Consider the following 12,431-nt stretch of genomic DNA (forward strand, 5'->3'; position numbering starts at 1 on the left):
CCGTCACCACCGTGCCGTGTTCGGGTCGAAATTTCCGACGAACTTCCGCATATAGGTCACGTCATCCCGTTTGGTCTGTCCACTTCGGACATAGTCTTCATGGGCCCGCGCCAGCGCGTCGGGGTCGAGCTCGACCCCCAGCCCCGGCTTGTCGGGCACCGCGACCGCACCGTCGACGAACTCCAGCGCACCCGGGGCGATGACGTCGGCCGTCTTCCACGGCCAGTGGGTGTCGCAGGCGTAGGTCAGGTGCGGCGTCGCCGCGGCCACGTGCACCATAGCGGCCAGGCTGATCCCGAGATGACTGTTCGAATGCATGGAAAGGCCCACGTCGAAGCATTCCGCCGTGATGGAGAGGGCCTGGGTGTCCCGCAGACCGCCCCAGTAGTGATGGTCCGAAAGGATCACCCCGACCGCCCGCTGCCGGAAGGCAGGCTCGATGTCCGCGAAGCGCACGACGCACATGTTCGTGGCCAGCGGCATGTTCGCCTTCTCGGCGACCCGCGCCATGCCCTCGATGCCCGGCGTCGGGTCTTCGAGGTACTCCAGGACGCCGTCGAGCTCCTCGGCGACCCGGATCCCGGTTTCCGGCGTCCAGGCCGCGTTCGGGTCGATCCGGAGCGGGTGGTCCGGGAACGCCTCGGCGAGCGCGCGGATCCCGGCCATCTCCTGGTCGGGGTCGAAGGCGCCGCCCTTGAGCTTGATGGAGCCGAAGCCGTACTCGTCGACCATCCGCCGTGCCTCGCCGACGAGCGCCTCCGGCGTGGTCACCTCGCCCCACGAGTCCTCCTCGGCGCCGAGGTGGGCGCCGAACTTGTAGAACAGGTAGGCGGAGAAGTCGACGGCGTCGCGCGCCTTGCCGCCGAGCAGGTCCACCACCGGCCTGCCGAGGTAGTGGCCCTGCGCGTCGAGCGCGGCCACCTCGAACAGCGAGTACACGCTGGCGACGGTCTTGCTGACCGAGAACCCGCCGGTGAGCCCGTGAGCGTCGGCGAAGACGACCTCGCCCAGCGTGGTGGCGACCTTCCGGCGGAGGCCGGGCAGGTCGAACACGTCGTGCCCCTTGAGTTCCGGCAGCACCTTCCGGACCTGGTCCAGGAACGCGAGGTCACCGTAGGACTCGCCGAGGCCGACCACACCGTCCTCGCAGATCAGCTGGACGACACCGCGCAGCGCGAAGGGCTCGTGCACCCCCATCGCGTTGAGCAGCGGCGGGTCGGCGAAGGCGACCGGGGTCAGGACGACGTCGAGAACCTTCATCTTCAGGCACCGGCCTCGACGGACTTGAGGACGGAGAATCCGTCGTCGACGATCTTCTCCAGGCGGGCGACCTGGTCGGGGGTCGGCTCGACCAGCGGCGGCCGGACCGAGCCGACCTTGTCCCCGCGCGACCGGGCGGCGGCCTTGACCAGCGACACGGCGAAGCCCTGTCCCTCGTCTCGCAGCGCCACGAGCGGCAGATAGAACCCGGCGAGCAGGGCTTCCATGACCGCGTCGTCCTTCTCCGCGAGCGCGCGGTGGAAGCGGGCCGCGATCTCGGGGGCGAAGCAGTGCACGGCCGAGGAGTAGCGCGCCACGCCGATCGCGGCGTAGGCACGGGCGGAGACCTCGGCCGTCGGAAGACCGTTGAAGAACAGGAAATCCCGGGCGCGGTCGGTGCCGGCCGAGCGGATCGAGGTGATGATCCGGCTCATGAGCTCGACGTCGCCGAAGCCGTCCTTGAGACCGACCACCGACGGGATGTCGAGCAGTTCCACGGCGGAGTCCGGGGTGAAGACACCGGTGGAACGGTGGTAGACGATCACCGGGATCGAGGAATCCCCGACGGCGTACCGGACGTGGTCGACCAGCCCGGACGGCGGACCGGTCACCAGGTACGGCGGCAGGAGGAGGACGCCGTCCGCGCCGCCCGCCTCCGCCGCCGCGATCCCGGCACGGGCCGTCGCGGCACCGCCGCCCGCCCCGACCCACACCGGCACCCGACCGGCGACGACCTCACGAGCCTTGCGCAGGATCGCTGCGTGCTCGTCCGGGGACAGCGAGCTGAATTCGCCCGTACCGCAGGCGACGAACAGCGCGCCGGCCCCGGCGGCCACGTGGCTCTCGACGGTTTCCGCGAACGCGTCGAGGTTGAGTTCCAGCCCCTCGGTGAAGGGGGTCAAGGGGAACGCCAGTAGGCCGTCGAGCTCGATCTTGGTGGGTGCCATGGATTTCTCTTTCGTTCTTATCGGTTGATCCCGGGTTCGGGTCCCGGTCAGGCGGGCACGGTGGTGCCGTCCTGCGACTTGCGGGGTGCGACTTCGTCGTCACGGTCGATGGTGTCGATGATCTCGTCGGTGGAGGCCTTGCGCTCGGGCATGAGGTAGCCGAGCCCGATGAACAGCGCCAGCGAGACCAGGATCGGGGTGGACACGGTGACCGCGAGGGTGGCGTTGTAGCCGTAGTAGGCGATCGCGTAGGCGATGAGACCGCCGGCCCACGAGATCAGCGCGGCGCGGGAGCCGGAGCGGCGGAACGCCGGGAGCATGCCGAGCAGCAGCGGTACCGAGATCGGGCCCATCAGCGCCGCGACCCAGAGCACCACGATCCCGAGCACACCGCCGAGTTTCTCGGCCTGCGTGGCCACCACCATGGTCAGCACGACGAAGATCACCGTCGAGATCCGCGCGGCGAGCAGCCCCTGCGATTCGGTGAAGTTCCGGGCCTTCTTCCACAGCACCGGCATCATGTCGCGCGTGATGACCGCGGAGATCGCGTTGGCGTCGGAGGAGACCATCGCCATGGTGTGCGAAAAGATCCCGGCCAGCACCAGCCCGACCAGCCCCGGCGGGAGGAACGTCGTGGTCATGATCGCGTAGGCGTTGTTGGGGTTGGAGATGTTCGGGATCAGCAGCGGGGCGGCGAACATCGGGAACATCATCACCAGCGGCCACACCAGGTACAGGATCGAGGAGAGCCGCGCGCCGCGACGTGCTTCGTAGGTGTTCGGCGCGGCCATGTAGCGCTGCGCCAGGTTCCACATACCGCCGTTGTACTCCAGCGTCTTCACCAGCACGTAGACGAGCAACACCACGGTGGTGAACTTCGACGTGGTCGGGTTGAGGTGGGCGGGCGGGAGGTCCCCCCACACGGTCCACAGGCCCGAGACGCCGCCGAGCTTGTCCAGCACGACCCACAGCATCACGATCGCCGCGATGGCCTGGATGACGAACTGGCCGAAGTCGGTGAGCGCGTCGGCCCAGAGACCGCCGACGGTGCAGTAGATCAGCGTGATGGTGCCGGTGATGATGATGCCCCAGGTGTAGGGCACGCCCGCGAAGACGTTGAGGATCGTCGCGACCGCGAACCACTTGGCCGCGATGTCGAAGATCTTCAGGAGGCTGCCGCTCCAGGCCAGCGCTTGCTGGGTGGGCACGTTGAAGCGCTTCGCCAGGTACTCGAGCGGCGAGGCGACGCCGAGCTTCGAGCGCAGCCGGTTCCACCGCGAGGCGAACAGCCAGCTGCCGATGCCGACGCCGATACCGATGCTGGCCATGCCCCAGAAGTAGACGGTGATGCCGTCCGTGTAGGCGACGCCCGCGTACGCGACGAAGAGGACCGCGCTGTAGCCGGACATGTGATGGGAGATCCCGGCCAGCCACCACGGCATCTTCCCGCCGGCGGTGAAGAAGTCGCTGACCGTGTTGACCCGGCTGTGCGACCACAGCCCGATCACCACCATCAGCACGAAATACGCGGACACCATGATCCAGTCCAGCAAATGCACCGCTGACTCCTTTCCGCGTTCACGAAGGCCCAGCCCGACCTGTTCACATCCATGAACGGAGTCTGTTATAGTGATTATGTTCATCCATAAGAACGCTGTTCGGGACGCTAATATGGCCAGGGTCACAAGTCAACGGCCGGTTGGAGGAGTGCGGATGCCGCAGCAGGAAGCCCCCGCTGTCACGGTGGAGAACGGTGCGTCCGCCGCGCCCGAACCCGCCGGGGTCAAATCGGCCCGGCGGGCGATCGATCTCATCGAGACCTTCGCCGCGAACGACGTGTGGCTCTCCCTGTCGGATCTCCACGCGCGGACCGGTTTCCCCAGGTCCAGCCTGCACGGACTGCTCCGCACCCTGCTGGAAGCAGGCTGGCTGGAAGTCGACACCAACACCGCCCGCTACCGCCTCGGCGTCCGCGCGCTGATCTGCGGCACGGCGTACCTGGACCGCGACCCGGTCGTCCCGTACGCGACCGAGGCCTTGGAGCGGATCCGGGAGAAGACCGGTTTCACCGCGCACTTCGCGCGCCGCGAGGGCACCGACGTCGTCTACCTGGAGACACGCGAGTCACGGCACTCGACACATCTCGTGTCCCGCGTCGGCCGCACGCTGCCCACCCACGCGACCGCGCTGGGGAAGGCCTTGCTGGCCGAACTGACGCACGACGAGATCGACGGGCTCCTGAGCGGGGACCTGCGGGCCCTGACCCCGAACACCATCACCACTGCCGAGGCCCTGCACGCCGAATGCGCGAAGACCCGCGAACGCGGCTACGCGGCGGAAGTCGAAGAAGGCAGCCTCGGTGTCCGGTGCGTCGCGGCCGTGATCCCGTACCGCATCCCCGGCACGGACGCGATCAGCTGTTCCATGCCGGTCACCGAAGTCACCGACGCCGACGCCCAGCGCGTCGGCGAGCTCCTCGCCGAAATCACCGCGGAACTCGGCCAGCAACTGCGCCGCGCCGGCATCCGCTGATCATCCGTACTTTCCTTCACTGACAAGGGGTTCACATGGCAGACCAGCGCGTCCTGATCACCGGCTCGGCGGGCATCGTCGGCACTCTGATGCGGTCGAGGCTGCGCCGCTCCGGCCGGGTGCTGCGGCTGCTCGACCTGGCCGCACAGCCCGAGGCCGCGGGCGGCGAGGACGTCGAGCTGATCACCGCGTCGGTCACCGACCCGGAAGCGATGACGAAGGCGTGCGCGGGCGTCGACGCGGTGATCCACCTCGGCGGGCACAGCCGCGAGAGTTCGTGGGAAGCCACGCTCGACGTCAACATCAACGGCACCCACACCGTCCTCGAAGCCGCGCGGGCGGCCGGCGTGCCGCGCGTGATCCTGGCCTCCAGCAACCACTCCGTCGGGTTCCGCCGCAACGACGAGGCGGGCGAGAACGGTCTCCCCGCCGACTCCACGCCCCGGCCCGACACCTATTACGGCGTCAGCAAGGCTGCCATCGAAGCGCTCGGCAGCCTGTACCACTCGCGGTTCGGCATGGACGTCATCGTCATCCGGATCGGCTCGTGCTTCGAAAGCCCGCTCGTGCTCGGCCCGCGCGGCCTGACCACCTGGCTCTCCCCCGACGACGGTGCCCGCCTGTTCGAGGCCTGCCTCAGCTATCCCTCCCCCGGCTACCGGCTGATCTGGGGCGTCTCCGACAACACGCGCAGGATCTACTCGCTCGCCGAAGCCGAGGAACTGGGCTACAAGTCGCTCGACAACGCGGAGACCTACGCCGATCAGCTGGCGGACATGCCCGCGCCGACCGGGGTGGCCGCCGAGTACGTCGGCGGGCCGTTCTGCACCGCTCCGTTGGGGGCACACAACCCGCTCTGACTCACCGGACACGGCCTAAACTTCCGGCAGGGAGGTCTCATGGCTCTGGAACCCGCCTTCTCGGCGGACGTGTTCCGCGCGGCGGCGTCGCGGCAGGACGTGCCGCCACGCCTCGCTCGCGCGGCCGACGCCGTCCTCGAAGGGAAGTTCACCTGGGAGGACGTCGCCGCCGGGACCTGTGAGCACCCGCTGGCGCTCGCGCTCTTCACCCCCAAGGCCAAGAAGACGCTGTGGCCCGCGCTGACCGCGGTCGAGACCGAGCTCGCCACCGCGGAGCCGGGGGAAGAGCCCGCTCCTCCCCCGCCGCCGCCCCGCGCACGGCGGGCTCCCGTCGCGGACGACGACTTCAGCGACGTCACCTACCTGGAGGATCTCGCCGAGCCGCCCAGCCATCCCGGCTGGCCGCGCCGCCTCTGAAACGCACCCGGCCGGGTGTCCGAAAGCCACTCACCGGGGTCGCCGGTTCCGGTACCTTGACCGCACCTGGTGTGACATGGAGGGGCGAAATGACACATAGTCGAGGTTTCAGCGTCGAGGTCAGCGCACTGCGCCGCGTCGCGTCCGACACCGAGGACGGGCTGCCCGGGGTGTCGGCCAAAGTAGGCAACGCGTCGAAGTCGATGCGTGATCTGTACGTCCAGCCGCAGGCCGCGTTCGGCGGCGACTCGGCGGGCGTCGCCCTCGGGCAGAAGCGCAACGCCCTGCTCGCGGCGCTGATCACCGGCGGCATCGCGGTCTCGGACTCGGTGGGCCAGGCGGCGGAGCGTCTCGACGTGGTCGCCGACGCCTACGAGCGCATCGAGCGCGAAGTCACCGGGAAGTAGGCGGCCATGACACTCAACGACCTCGGCCCCGACGCGTTGCTCGCCCACTACAACCGGATCGCCGCGAAGATCCGCGAGGAGTGGCCGCACGACAACCCGGGCATGTCCAACGAGGAATCCGGTGTCCTGCTGGGCTTCAACGAATGGAAGAAGGTCGCCATCGACGGCGACGTGAGCGCCTTCGCCGACGCTCAGCGAGGGGCGGTCTTCGGCAAACGGCAAGCCTTCCTCAGCGCCCGATCCCGGGTCCAGACGATCCGGGACCACACCATGATGGACTGGAAGGGCGAAGCGGCCGACGACTTCAACTCGTATCTGAACACGGTCGACACCTACCTCGGCGATTTCGTCGGCGGGAACATCAAGGCCGGGGACCCTGAGGGGTACATCCCTCAGGTCTCCGCGGTGGTGGACATGGTCTTCGCGGTCCAGCTCGCGTTCAAGAGCGACCTGAAGGAGGTCGCCCTCGCCCTGGAAGCGGCGATCGACCGGATGGACGACGTCGGTGTCGACTACCGGCCGGCCGCGATCTTCGGGCTGAAGCTGGCGATGATCGTGGTCAAGCAGATCCCCAAGGCCGACCTCGTGCTGGAGGTCGCCGACCTGATGTGGGACACGGCGGGTATGCCCGATCTCAATCTCGAAAAGGCCGAGAAGAAGGAGATCACCGGGCACGAGATCATCGGGGTGCTACGGTCGTTCGACGCCGTGTTCCGCGACCTCGTCGCCAAGCACAGCGAAAGCGTCTCGGCGGTGTCCCGTCACGCGGACCAGCTGCTGTCCGATCTGGAGTCGAGCACCGAGCTGACCAAACTGGCCGCCGCGCTCAGCAAGGAGCTGCCGACCTGGAACGGCCACGACGGGAAGTCGCTGAAGGACCTGCTGTCGCTGGGCAACCAGCTGGAGACCCCCGCGATCAACGACCGCGCCGGCAAGGAGAAGGCGCCGGAAATGCCCAAGGAGAAAGAAGAAAAGCCGCACCCGCCCGGGCCACCGACCGGAACCTAGGCGCTCAGAGGAGCCTCGCCAGGGCGTCGGCCGAAGCGCTGCCGGGTTCCGGGTGAGAGACGATGATCACCTGGTCCCCGGCGGCTCAGCACACCGACACCCGCGGAGACCACCAGCAACACCCCGAATCCCCACGGCGGCAACAGGGTCGCCCCGTCGGGATGGGTGCTCACCACCAGCCACGTCGAGGCGGCGGCTGCGACCGCGACACACCAGCCAGGCCACGCGGCCGCCGCCCCGAGTACCAACGGCCAGGCGAAGTACCAAGGAAACGCCACCGGTGCCAGCACCACCGCCGCCAGCAACGCCACCGCCGCCCCACGGACCGCCGTCGCGCCACCCGCCCGCGAACGCCACCACAGCCACGTCACCAGACCGGCGAGAGCGACCCAGCCCGCGATCCGGCACACCGCGACGGCGTCCCCGAAGCCGGGCAGTACCGCCCGGACGATCTTCCCGAGCGCCGTCGGGATCGACAGCCACGGTTCCAGCCACGAATTCCCGCTCAGCGCCCGGATCCAGCCGAGGTCGACCCCGGCGACCACGGTGCACAGCCCGAACGTGAAGACCACAATGGACACTGCCGACGCGGACACGGACAAGAAGCCGCGCGTGCCTGGCCGCCGCGCCGCCCACACCCACACCAGGAACGGCAGCGCGACGGCCGCGGGGATCTTCACCGCGGCGGCCAGCGCGACCAAGGCGAACCCGGTCTTCGGCGCCTCGGTGAGCACGAGCGCCGTGCCGGCCGCGAGCAGCCCGATCATCAGCAAGTCGTTGTGCCCGCCGGAAACCACGCAGAGCACCAGCAGCGGATTCGCCACCGTCAGCCACAGCGCCTGTTCCGGCCGGGCACCGAGATACCGGCACAGGACAGGCAATGCGGCACAGAGCGACGCCAGCCCGGCCACCATCGCCAGCCGGGTCAGGAAAGTGCCGAGGACCAGGTTCTCACCGGTCACGGCGAGCACGCTCTTCACGATCAGGATGTGCAGCGGCCCGTACGGCGACGAGAGGTGCGACCAGCCGCCGGCAGCGTTGTCGGTGACCGGGCCGGGCACCTCGGCGGGCACGTGCGTGTACGGGTCGAGACCGGCGTGCGCCACCGCGCCCTGCGCGAGATAGGTGTACAGATCCGTGCTGAACAGCGGTGGCGCGCACAGCAGCGGGACGCACCACAGCCAGGCCGCTCGCACGACCTCGCGCGCGCTCGCCAACCGTCCTAACCGGACCCAAGCCGTCAGCATCAGGGCGAGCCCGAGGTAGAGCACGGCGGTGGCGAGCATCCGGCCGTGCCCGGACGGCACGGGACCGTGCCGCAGTGTCGCACCCGCCCCGAACGCCCCGAGCGAGACCAGAACGGATCCGCCCAGTCCCACGGCCGCGCTCTTTCCGATGAAGATCATGCGACAGGTCTAGGCGGTGGGTGATCCAGGGCCGTTAAGGTCGATTTTTATCGGCTCTTTATCCGTCCGGAGTTCTACTGAGGCACGTGGGGAATGGTTGATGCGGGTACTCGTGGCCGAAGACGAGCGGATGCTGGCGGACTCCGTCACCGAAGGCCTGCGGCACCTAGGCATGGCGGTGGACGTCTGCTACGACGGCGACGCGGCACTCGAACGCGTCATGGTCAACCGGTACGACGTCGTCCTGCTCGACCGCGACCTCCCCAAGGTGCACGGCGACGAGGTCTGCCGGAGGATCGCCGAAGGTGACGGCGAAACCCGCGTCCTGATGCTCACGGCGGCTGCGGGCATCCGGGACCGTGTCGACGGGCTCGGCCTCGGCGCGGACGACTACCTCACCAAGCCGTTCGCCTTCGCCGAACTCGTCGCCCGGGTGCACGCGCTGGCCAGGAGAGCCCGTCCGGCGCTGCCGCCGGTGCTGGATCGGGCCGGGGTCGAATTGGACCCGGCGAAACGGTTCGCGTCGCGGGACGGGCGGCCCTTGTCGTTGTCTCCCAAGGAGTTCGCTGTCCTGGAAGTATTGCTGCGGGCCGAGGGACGGGCCGTGAGCGCGGAAGAGCTGCTGGAGAAGGCATGGGACGAGCACGCCGACCCGTTCACGAACACGGTGCGGGTCACGGTGATGACGTTGCGGAAGAAGCTCGGGCCACCGCCGGTGATCCACACCGTGTCCGGCGCGGGTTACCGGCTGGGTACCTGAGGCGGTCGCGAGGGTCGGTGCGGGGCCGCGTCGAACTGGTCCTCGCCGGTGCGTTCCTCGCCCTCCTGCTGCTGCTCTACCCGCTCGCCAGGTCGGCGGGCATGGTGCTCGGGACCTTCGTGGACCGGGACTTCTGCCCGCGGGGCACCGGCTGCGCCGACACGGTGGGCGGGCTCGGGTGGGCTCTGCCGCTCATCGCGGCGATCGTGCTCGTGATCTTGATCAGGCGTCCAGTGGCATCGTGGGTGATGCGACCGTTGCCCGAGCTCACCGCCACCATCGAACAGCTGGGGCCGCAGAACCTGGGCCAGCGCATGCGGCTGGAACAGACCGACGGCGAAGTGCGAGAGCTGGCCGTCGCGGTGAACCGCATGCTCGACCGGGTCGCGGTCGGTTTCGAGGGGCAGCGCCGGTTCGCGGCGAACGCGTCGCACGAGCTGCGGACACCGCTCGCGGTGCAGCGGACACTCGCCGAAGTCGCGATGGTCACCGGTGGCGGCGAGGAGGTCCATCGGCTCGCGGCGCAGCTGCTCGTGGTCAACGACCGCAACGAGCGGCTGATCGAAGGGCTGCTCGTGCTGGCCGAAGCCGACCGGGGGCTGCCCGGCACGATCCCGGTGCGCCTGGACGAGCTGGTGGATTCGGTGCTCGCGAAGTTCGACGAGCGACTGGCGGAGAACGAGCTCACCGTGCGCCGCGAAATCGCCGAGCGCGCCGTGCCCGGCGACCCGCTCCTACTCGAACGGCTGATCGTCAACCTGGTGCACAACGCGATCAAGTACAACCACCCGCACGGCTGGATCGAGCTGATCGTCGGGGACGAGCCCGCGCTGAGCGTGCGCAACTCCGGCGAGCGCGTGCCCGCCGAAGCGGTCGACACGCTGTTCCAGCCGTTCCGCCGCCTCACCGCCGACCGCACGAACCACCGCGACGGAGCCGGGCTCGGACTGTCCATCGTGCGCTCGATCGCCCTCGCGCACCGCGGCCGGGTGTCCGCCGTTCCCGGCGAGGACGGCGGTCTGCGGGTCGACGTGATCCTGCCCTGACCTCGCGCTATCCGGATTTCCCGGTGGTGTCCGAAGTCGCCAGGGATTTCGCGGTCAGCTGCGTTTCGATCCGCCGGAGGACCGAGGTCACGGCCTCGATCTCGTCCGTATCGGACACGATCCCGTCGAGCAGGCCGCTCCAGATCTCGCGGAGCTGCCGCAGGTTCTCGTGCGCGCGGGCGGTGGGATAGAGCCGGATCCGCCGGGCGTCGTCCTGGTCGGTTTCGCGGTGCACGAGGCCCTTCTTCTCCAGCCCTCGTACCGCCCGGCTGAAGTTGCTGGAGATCAGCTGGGTGGCCTCCGCCGCGGCGCGGGCCGACGTGCCCGGGTTCCGGTCGATGAACCGCATCACGGCGCTCTCCAGCGGCGTCCACGGCTCGGACGCGAACTCTCTGCTCGCGAACTCCTTGGACGCGTGGATCTGACGGCCCACCGCCAGGATCAGGTCGGCGAGTTCGAACAACCGCGACGTTTGCTCATCGTCCACCGGGCAATGGTACATTTGCTGTCAGTTGATAGCTATCATCTGACAGGAGAATCGGTGGACACATCGGTGGACACTCAGTCCCGCGGCACCATCCCGGTCCCCCTGCTGCTCGTACTCGCCTTGCTGGCCAGCGTCGCCCCGTTCGGCATCGACCTCTACCTGTCGGCGTTCCCGCGGATGGCGGCCGACCTGGAAACCAGCGACACGGCCATCCAGCTGACCCTCACCACGTTCCTGCTCGGACTCGCGGCGGGGCAGCTGATCTTCGGTCCCGTGTCCGACCGGTGGGGCAGGCGCGGACCGCTGCTCGCCGGTTCGGCGGTGTTCGTCGTCGCGAGCCTCCTCGCGGCGACCGCGCCCACCATCACCGTTCTGCTGGCCGCGCGGCTCCTGCAAGGTCTGAGCGCCGCCGCGGGCATGGTCATCGGTCGCGCGGTCATCGCCGACCTCGCCACCGGCCGGGCCGCCGCCCGCGCGTTCAGCCTGATGATGATCGTCGGCGGGGTGGCGCCGGTGGTCGCACCGCTGCTGGGCAGCCTGCTGGTCGACGCGATCCACTGGCGCGGAGTCCTCGGCGTCCTGGTCGCGCTGGCCGTCGCGATGCTCGCCGGATCCGCCGCGATGGTGCGGGAAACCCTGCCTCGGGAACGGAGGGGCACCTCCGGCAATGGCGGATTCCGGGCGCTTCGCAGCCGCGCCTACCTGTCCCCCACGCTGACGCTCGTCTTCTCGTTCGGGGTACTGATGGCCTACATCTCCGCGTCGCCGTTCCTGTACCAGTCGGTCATCGGCATGAGCGCCGTCGGTTACGGCCTGATGTTCGCGCTCAACGCCCTCGACCTGGTGCTGAGCAGCGCGGCGGCGTCACGGTTGCTGCACCGCGCCGAACCGCGCCGCGTCCTCACCGGCGGCGTCGTCTGGCTCGTCGTCGCCTCCGCCGTACTGCTCGCCATGGCGGTGCTGCCGATCAGCGTCGCCCTGCTGCCTGTCCCGATCTTCTTCGCGGTCTCGGCACTGGGATTCATCCTCGGGCCCGCCACGGCGATCGCCCTCGACGCCGTACCCGGAGCCGCGGGAACCGGGTCGGCCGTCCTCGGCGCGACGCAGTTCGGGCTCGCGGCCGTCGTCTCCCCGCTCGTCAGCGTGGGCGACGGGCATTCCGCGGTGCCGATGGCGATCACCATCGCCGTACTCGCCGTCATCGCGGCGGTTCCCTGTCTGAACGTGAGGGAAAAGGTGAAGAAATGACGCTCATCGCGATCGAAGAGCACTGGATCCTGCCGGAGCTGACCGCCGCCCTC

13 protein-coding genes are annotated in these 12,431 nt (G+C 69.1%); 8 read left to right on the top strand and 5 right to left on the bottom strand.

Annotated features, from left to right (window positions below):
* Positions 1-3: 3 nt before the first annotated feature.
* The 3 genes from IE302_RS35745 to IE302_RS35755 are packed head-to-tail and all read right to left on the bottom strand — an operon-like array spanning position 4 to position 3,766.
* Positions 4-1,260: a glucarate dehydratase family protein gene (locus IE302_RS35745; RefSeq protein WP_191258864.1), complete on the bottom strand. Its 1,257-nt coding sequence runs from the start codon at positions 1,258-1,260 to the stop codon at positions 4-6.
* A 2-nt stretch (positions 1,261-1,262) separates the two neighbouring features.
* On the bottom strand, positions 1,263-2,207 hold the full coding sequence (locus tag IE302_RS35750; RefSeq protein ID WP_191258865.1) for a 5-dehydro-4-deoxyglucarate dehydratase: 945 nt from the start codon (positions 2,205-2,207) through the stop codon (positions 1,263-1,265).
* 47 nt (positions 2,208-2,254) lie between these two features.
* On the bottom strand, positions 2,255-3,766 hold the full coding sequence (locus tag IE302_RS35755; protein ID WP_191258866.1) for a sodium:solute symporter family protein: 1,512 nt from the start codon (positions 3,764-3,766) through the stop codon (positions 2,255-2,257).
* Positions 3,767-3,920: 154 nt separating this feature from the next.
* On the opposite strand from IE302_RS35755, the gene IE302_RS35760 reads away from it, so the two are divergent.
* From IE302_RS35760 to IE302_RS35780, 5 genes are all read left to right on the top strand, one after another.
* Positions 3,921-4,739, top strand: coding sequence for an IclR family transcriptional regulator (locus IE302_RS35760; RefSeq protein ID WP_191258867.1), 819 nt, complete (start codon positions 3,921-3,923; stop codon positions 4,737-4,739).
* 35 nt (positions 4,740-4,774) lie between these two features.
* The gene (locus IE302_RS35765) at positions 4,775-5,599 is read left to right on the top strand and encodes an NAD-dependent epimerase/dehydratase family protein (RefSeq protein WP_191258868.1); all 825 of its coding nucleotides are present in this window, start codon (positions 4,775-4,777) and stop codon (positions 5,597-5,599) included.
* A gap of 39 nt (positions 5,600-5,638) precedes the next feature.
* Positions 5,639-6,016, top strand: coding sequence for a hypothetical protein (locus IE302_RS35770; protein ID WP_191258869.1), 378 nt, complete (start codon positions 5,639-5,641; stop codon positions 6,014-6,016).
* Positions 6,017-6,105: 89 nt separating this feature from the next.
* Entirely contained in the window at positions 6,106-6,423 is a 318-nt protein-coding gene (locus tag IE302_RS35775; protein WP_191258870.1) for a hypothetical protein, read from the top strand.
* Between the two features lie 6 nt (positions 6,424-6,429).
* On the top strand, positions 6,430-7,431 hold the full coding sequence (locus IE302_RS35780) for a hypothetical protein (protein ID WP_191258871.1): 1,002 nt from the start codon (positions 6,430-6,432) through the stop codon (positions 7,429-7,431).
* On the opposite strand, the gene mptB is transcribed toward IE302_RS35780, so the two are convergent.
* Positions 7,428-8,837 (bottom strand): polyprenol phosphomannose-dependent alpha 1,6 mannosyltransferase MptB, encoded by a 1,410-nt coding sequence (gene mptB, locus IE302_RS35785; RefSeq protein WP_191258872.1) that lies wholly within the window; start codon positions 8,835-8,837, stop codon positions 7,428-7,430. The two genes, IE302_RS35780 and mptB, sit on opposite strands and share 4 nt — an antisense overlap.
* A gap of 100 nt (positions 8,838-8,937) precedes the next feature.
* On the opposite strand from mptB, the gene IE302_RS35790 reads away from it, so the two are divergent.
* Both IE302_RS35790 and IE302_RS35795 read left to right on the top strand, forming a co-directional pair.
* Positions 8,938-9,597 (top strand): response regulator transcription factor, encoded by a 660-nt coding sequence (locus tag IE302_RS35790; RefSeq protein ID WP_191258873.1) that lies wholly within the window; start codon positions 8,938-8,940, stop codon positions 9,595-9,597.
* A 17-nt stretch (positions 9,598-9,614) separates the two neighbouring features.
* Positions 9,615-10,643, top strand: a complete 1,029-nt coding sequence (locus IE302_RS35795) for a sensor histidine kinase (protein ID WP_191258874.1) — start codon at positions 9,615-9,617, stop codon at positions 10,641-10,643.
* 7 nt (positions 10,644-10,650) lie between these two features.
* Here IE302_RS35795 and IE302_RS35800 read toward each other — a convergent pair whose 3' ends face one another.
* The gene (locus IE302_RS35800) at positions 10,651-11,130 is read right to left on the bottom strand and encodes a MarR family winged helix-turn-helix transcriptional regulator (protein WP_191258875.1); all 480 of its coding nucleotides are present in this window, start codon (positions 11,128-11,130) and stop codon (positions 10,651-10,653) included.
* A 54-nt stretch (positions 11,131-11,184) separates the two neighbouring features.
* Between IE302_RS35800 and IE302_RS35805 the strand changes: the two genes are divergently transcribed.
* Positions 11,185-12,378, top strand: coding sequence for a multidrug effflux MFS transporter (locus IE302_RS35805; RefSeq protein ID WP_191258876.1), 1,194 nt, complete (start codon positions 11,185-11,187; stop codon positions 12,376-12,378).
* The last annotated feature ends 53 nt before the right edge of the window (positions 12,379-12,431 follow it).

Source organism: Amycolatopsis oliviviridis (assembly GCF_014654365.1).
In the GTDB taxonomy this organism is placed as follows: domain Bacteria; phylum Actinomycetota; class Actinomycetes; order Mycobacteriales; family Pseudonocardiaceae; genus Amycolatopsis; species Amycolatopsis oliviviridis.

Excerpts from the sequence above, each read along its gene's own strand:
- IE302_RS35780 (WP_191258871.1), top strand. The coding sequence starts at position 6,430 with ATGACACTCAACGACCTCGGCCCCGACGCGTTGCTCGCCCACTACAAC.
- IE302_RS35745 (WP_191258864.1), bottom strand. The coding sequence starts at position 1,260 with ATGAAGGTTCTCGACGTCGTCCTGACCCCGGTCGCCTTCGCCGACCCG.
- IE302_RS35790 (WP_191258873.1), top strand. The coding sequence starts at position 8,938 with ATGCGGGTACTCGTGGCCGAAGACGAGCGGATGCTGGCGGACTCCGTC.
- IE302_RS35775 (WP_191258870.1), top strand. The coding sequence starts at position 6,106 with ATGACACATAGTCGAGGTTTCAGCGTCGAGGTCAGCGCACTGCGCCGC.
- mptB (WP_191258872.1), bottom strand. The coding sequence starts at position 8,837 with ATGATCTTCATCGGAAAGAGCGCGGCCGTGGGACTGGGCGGATCCGTT.
- IE302_RS35770 (WP_191258869.1), top strand. The coding sequence starts at position 5,639 with ATGGCTCTGGAACCCGCCTTCTCGGCGGACGTGTTCCGCGCGGCGGCG.
- IE302_RS35765 (WP_191258868.1), top strand. The coding sequence starts at position 4,775 with ATGGCAGACCAGCGCGTCCTGATCACCGGCTCGGCGGGCATCGTCGGC.
- IE302_RS35760 (WP_191258867.1), top strand. The coding sequence starts at position 3,921 with ATGCCGCAGCAGGAAGCCCCCGCTGTCACGGTGGAGAACGGTGCGTCC.
- IE302_RS35750 (WP_191258865.1), bottom strand. The coding sequence starts at position 2,207 with ATGGCACCCACCAAGATCGAGCTCGACGGCCTACTGGCGTTCCCCTTG.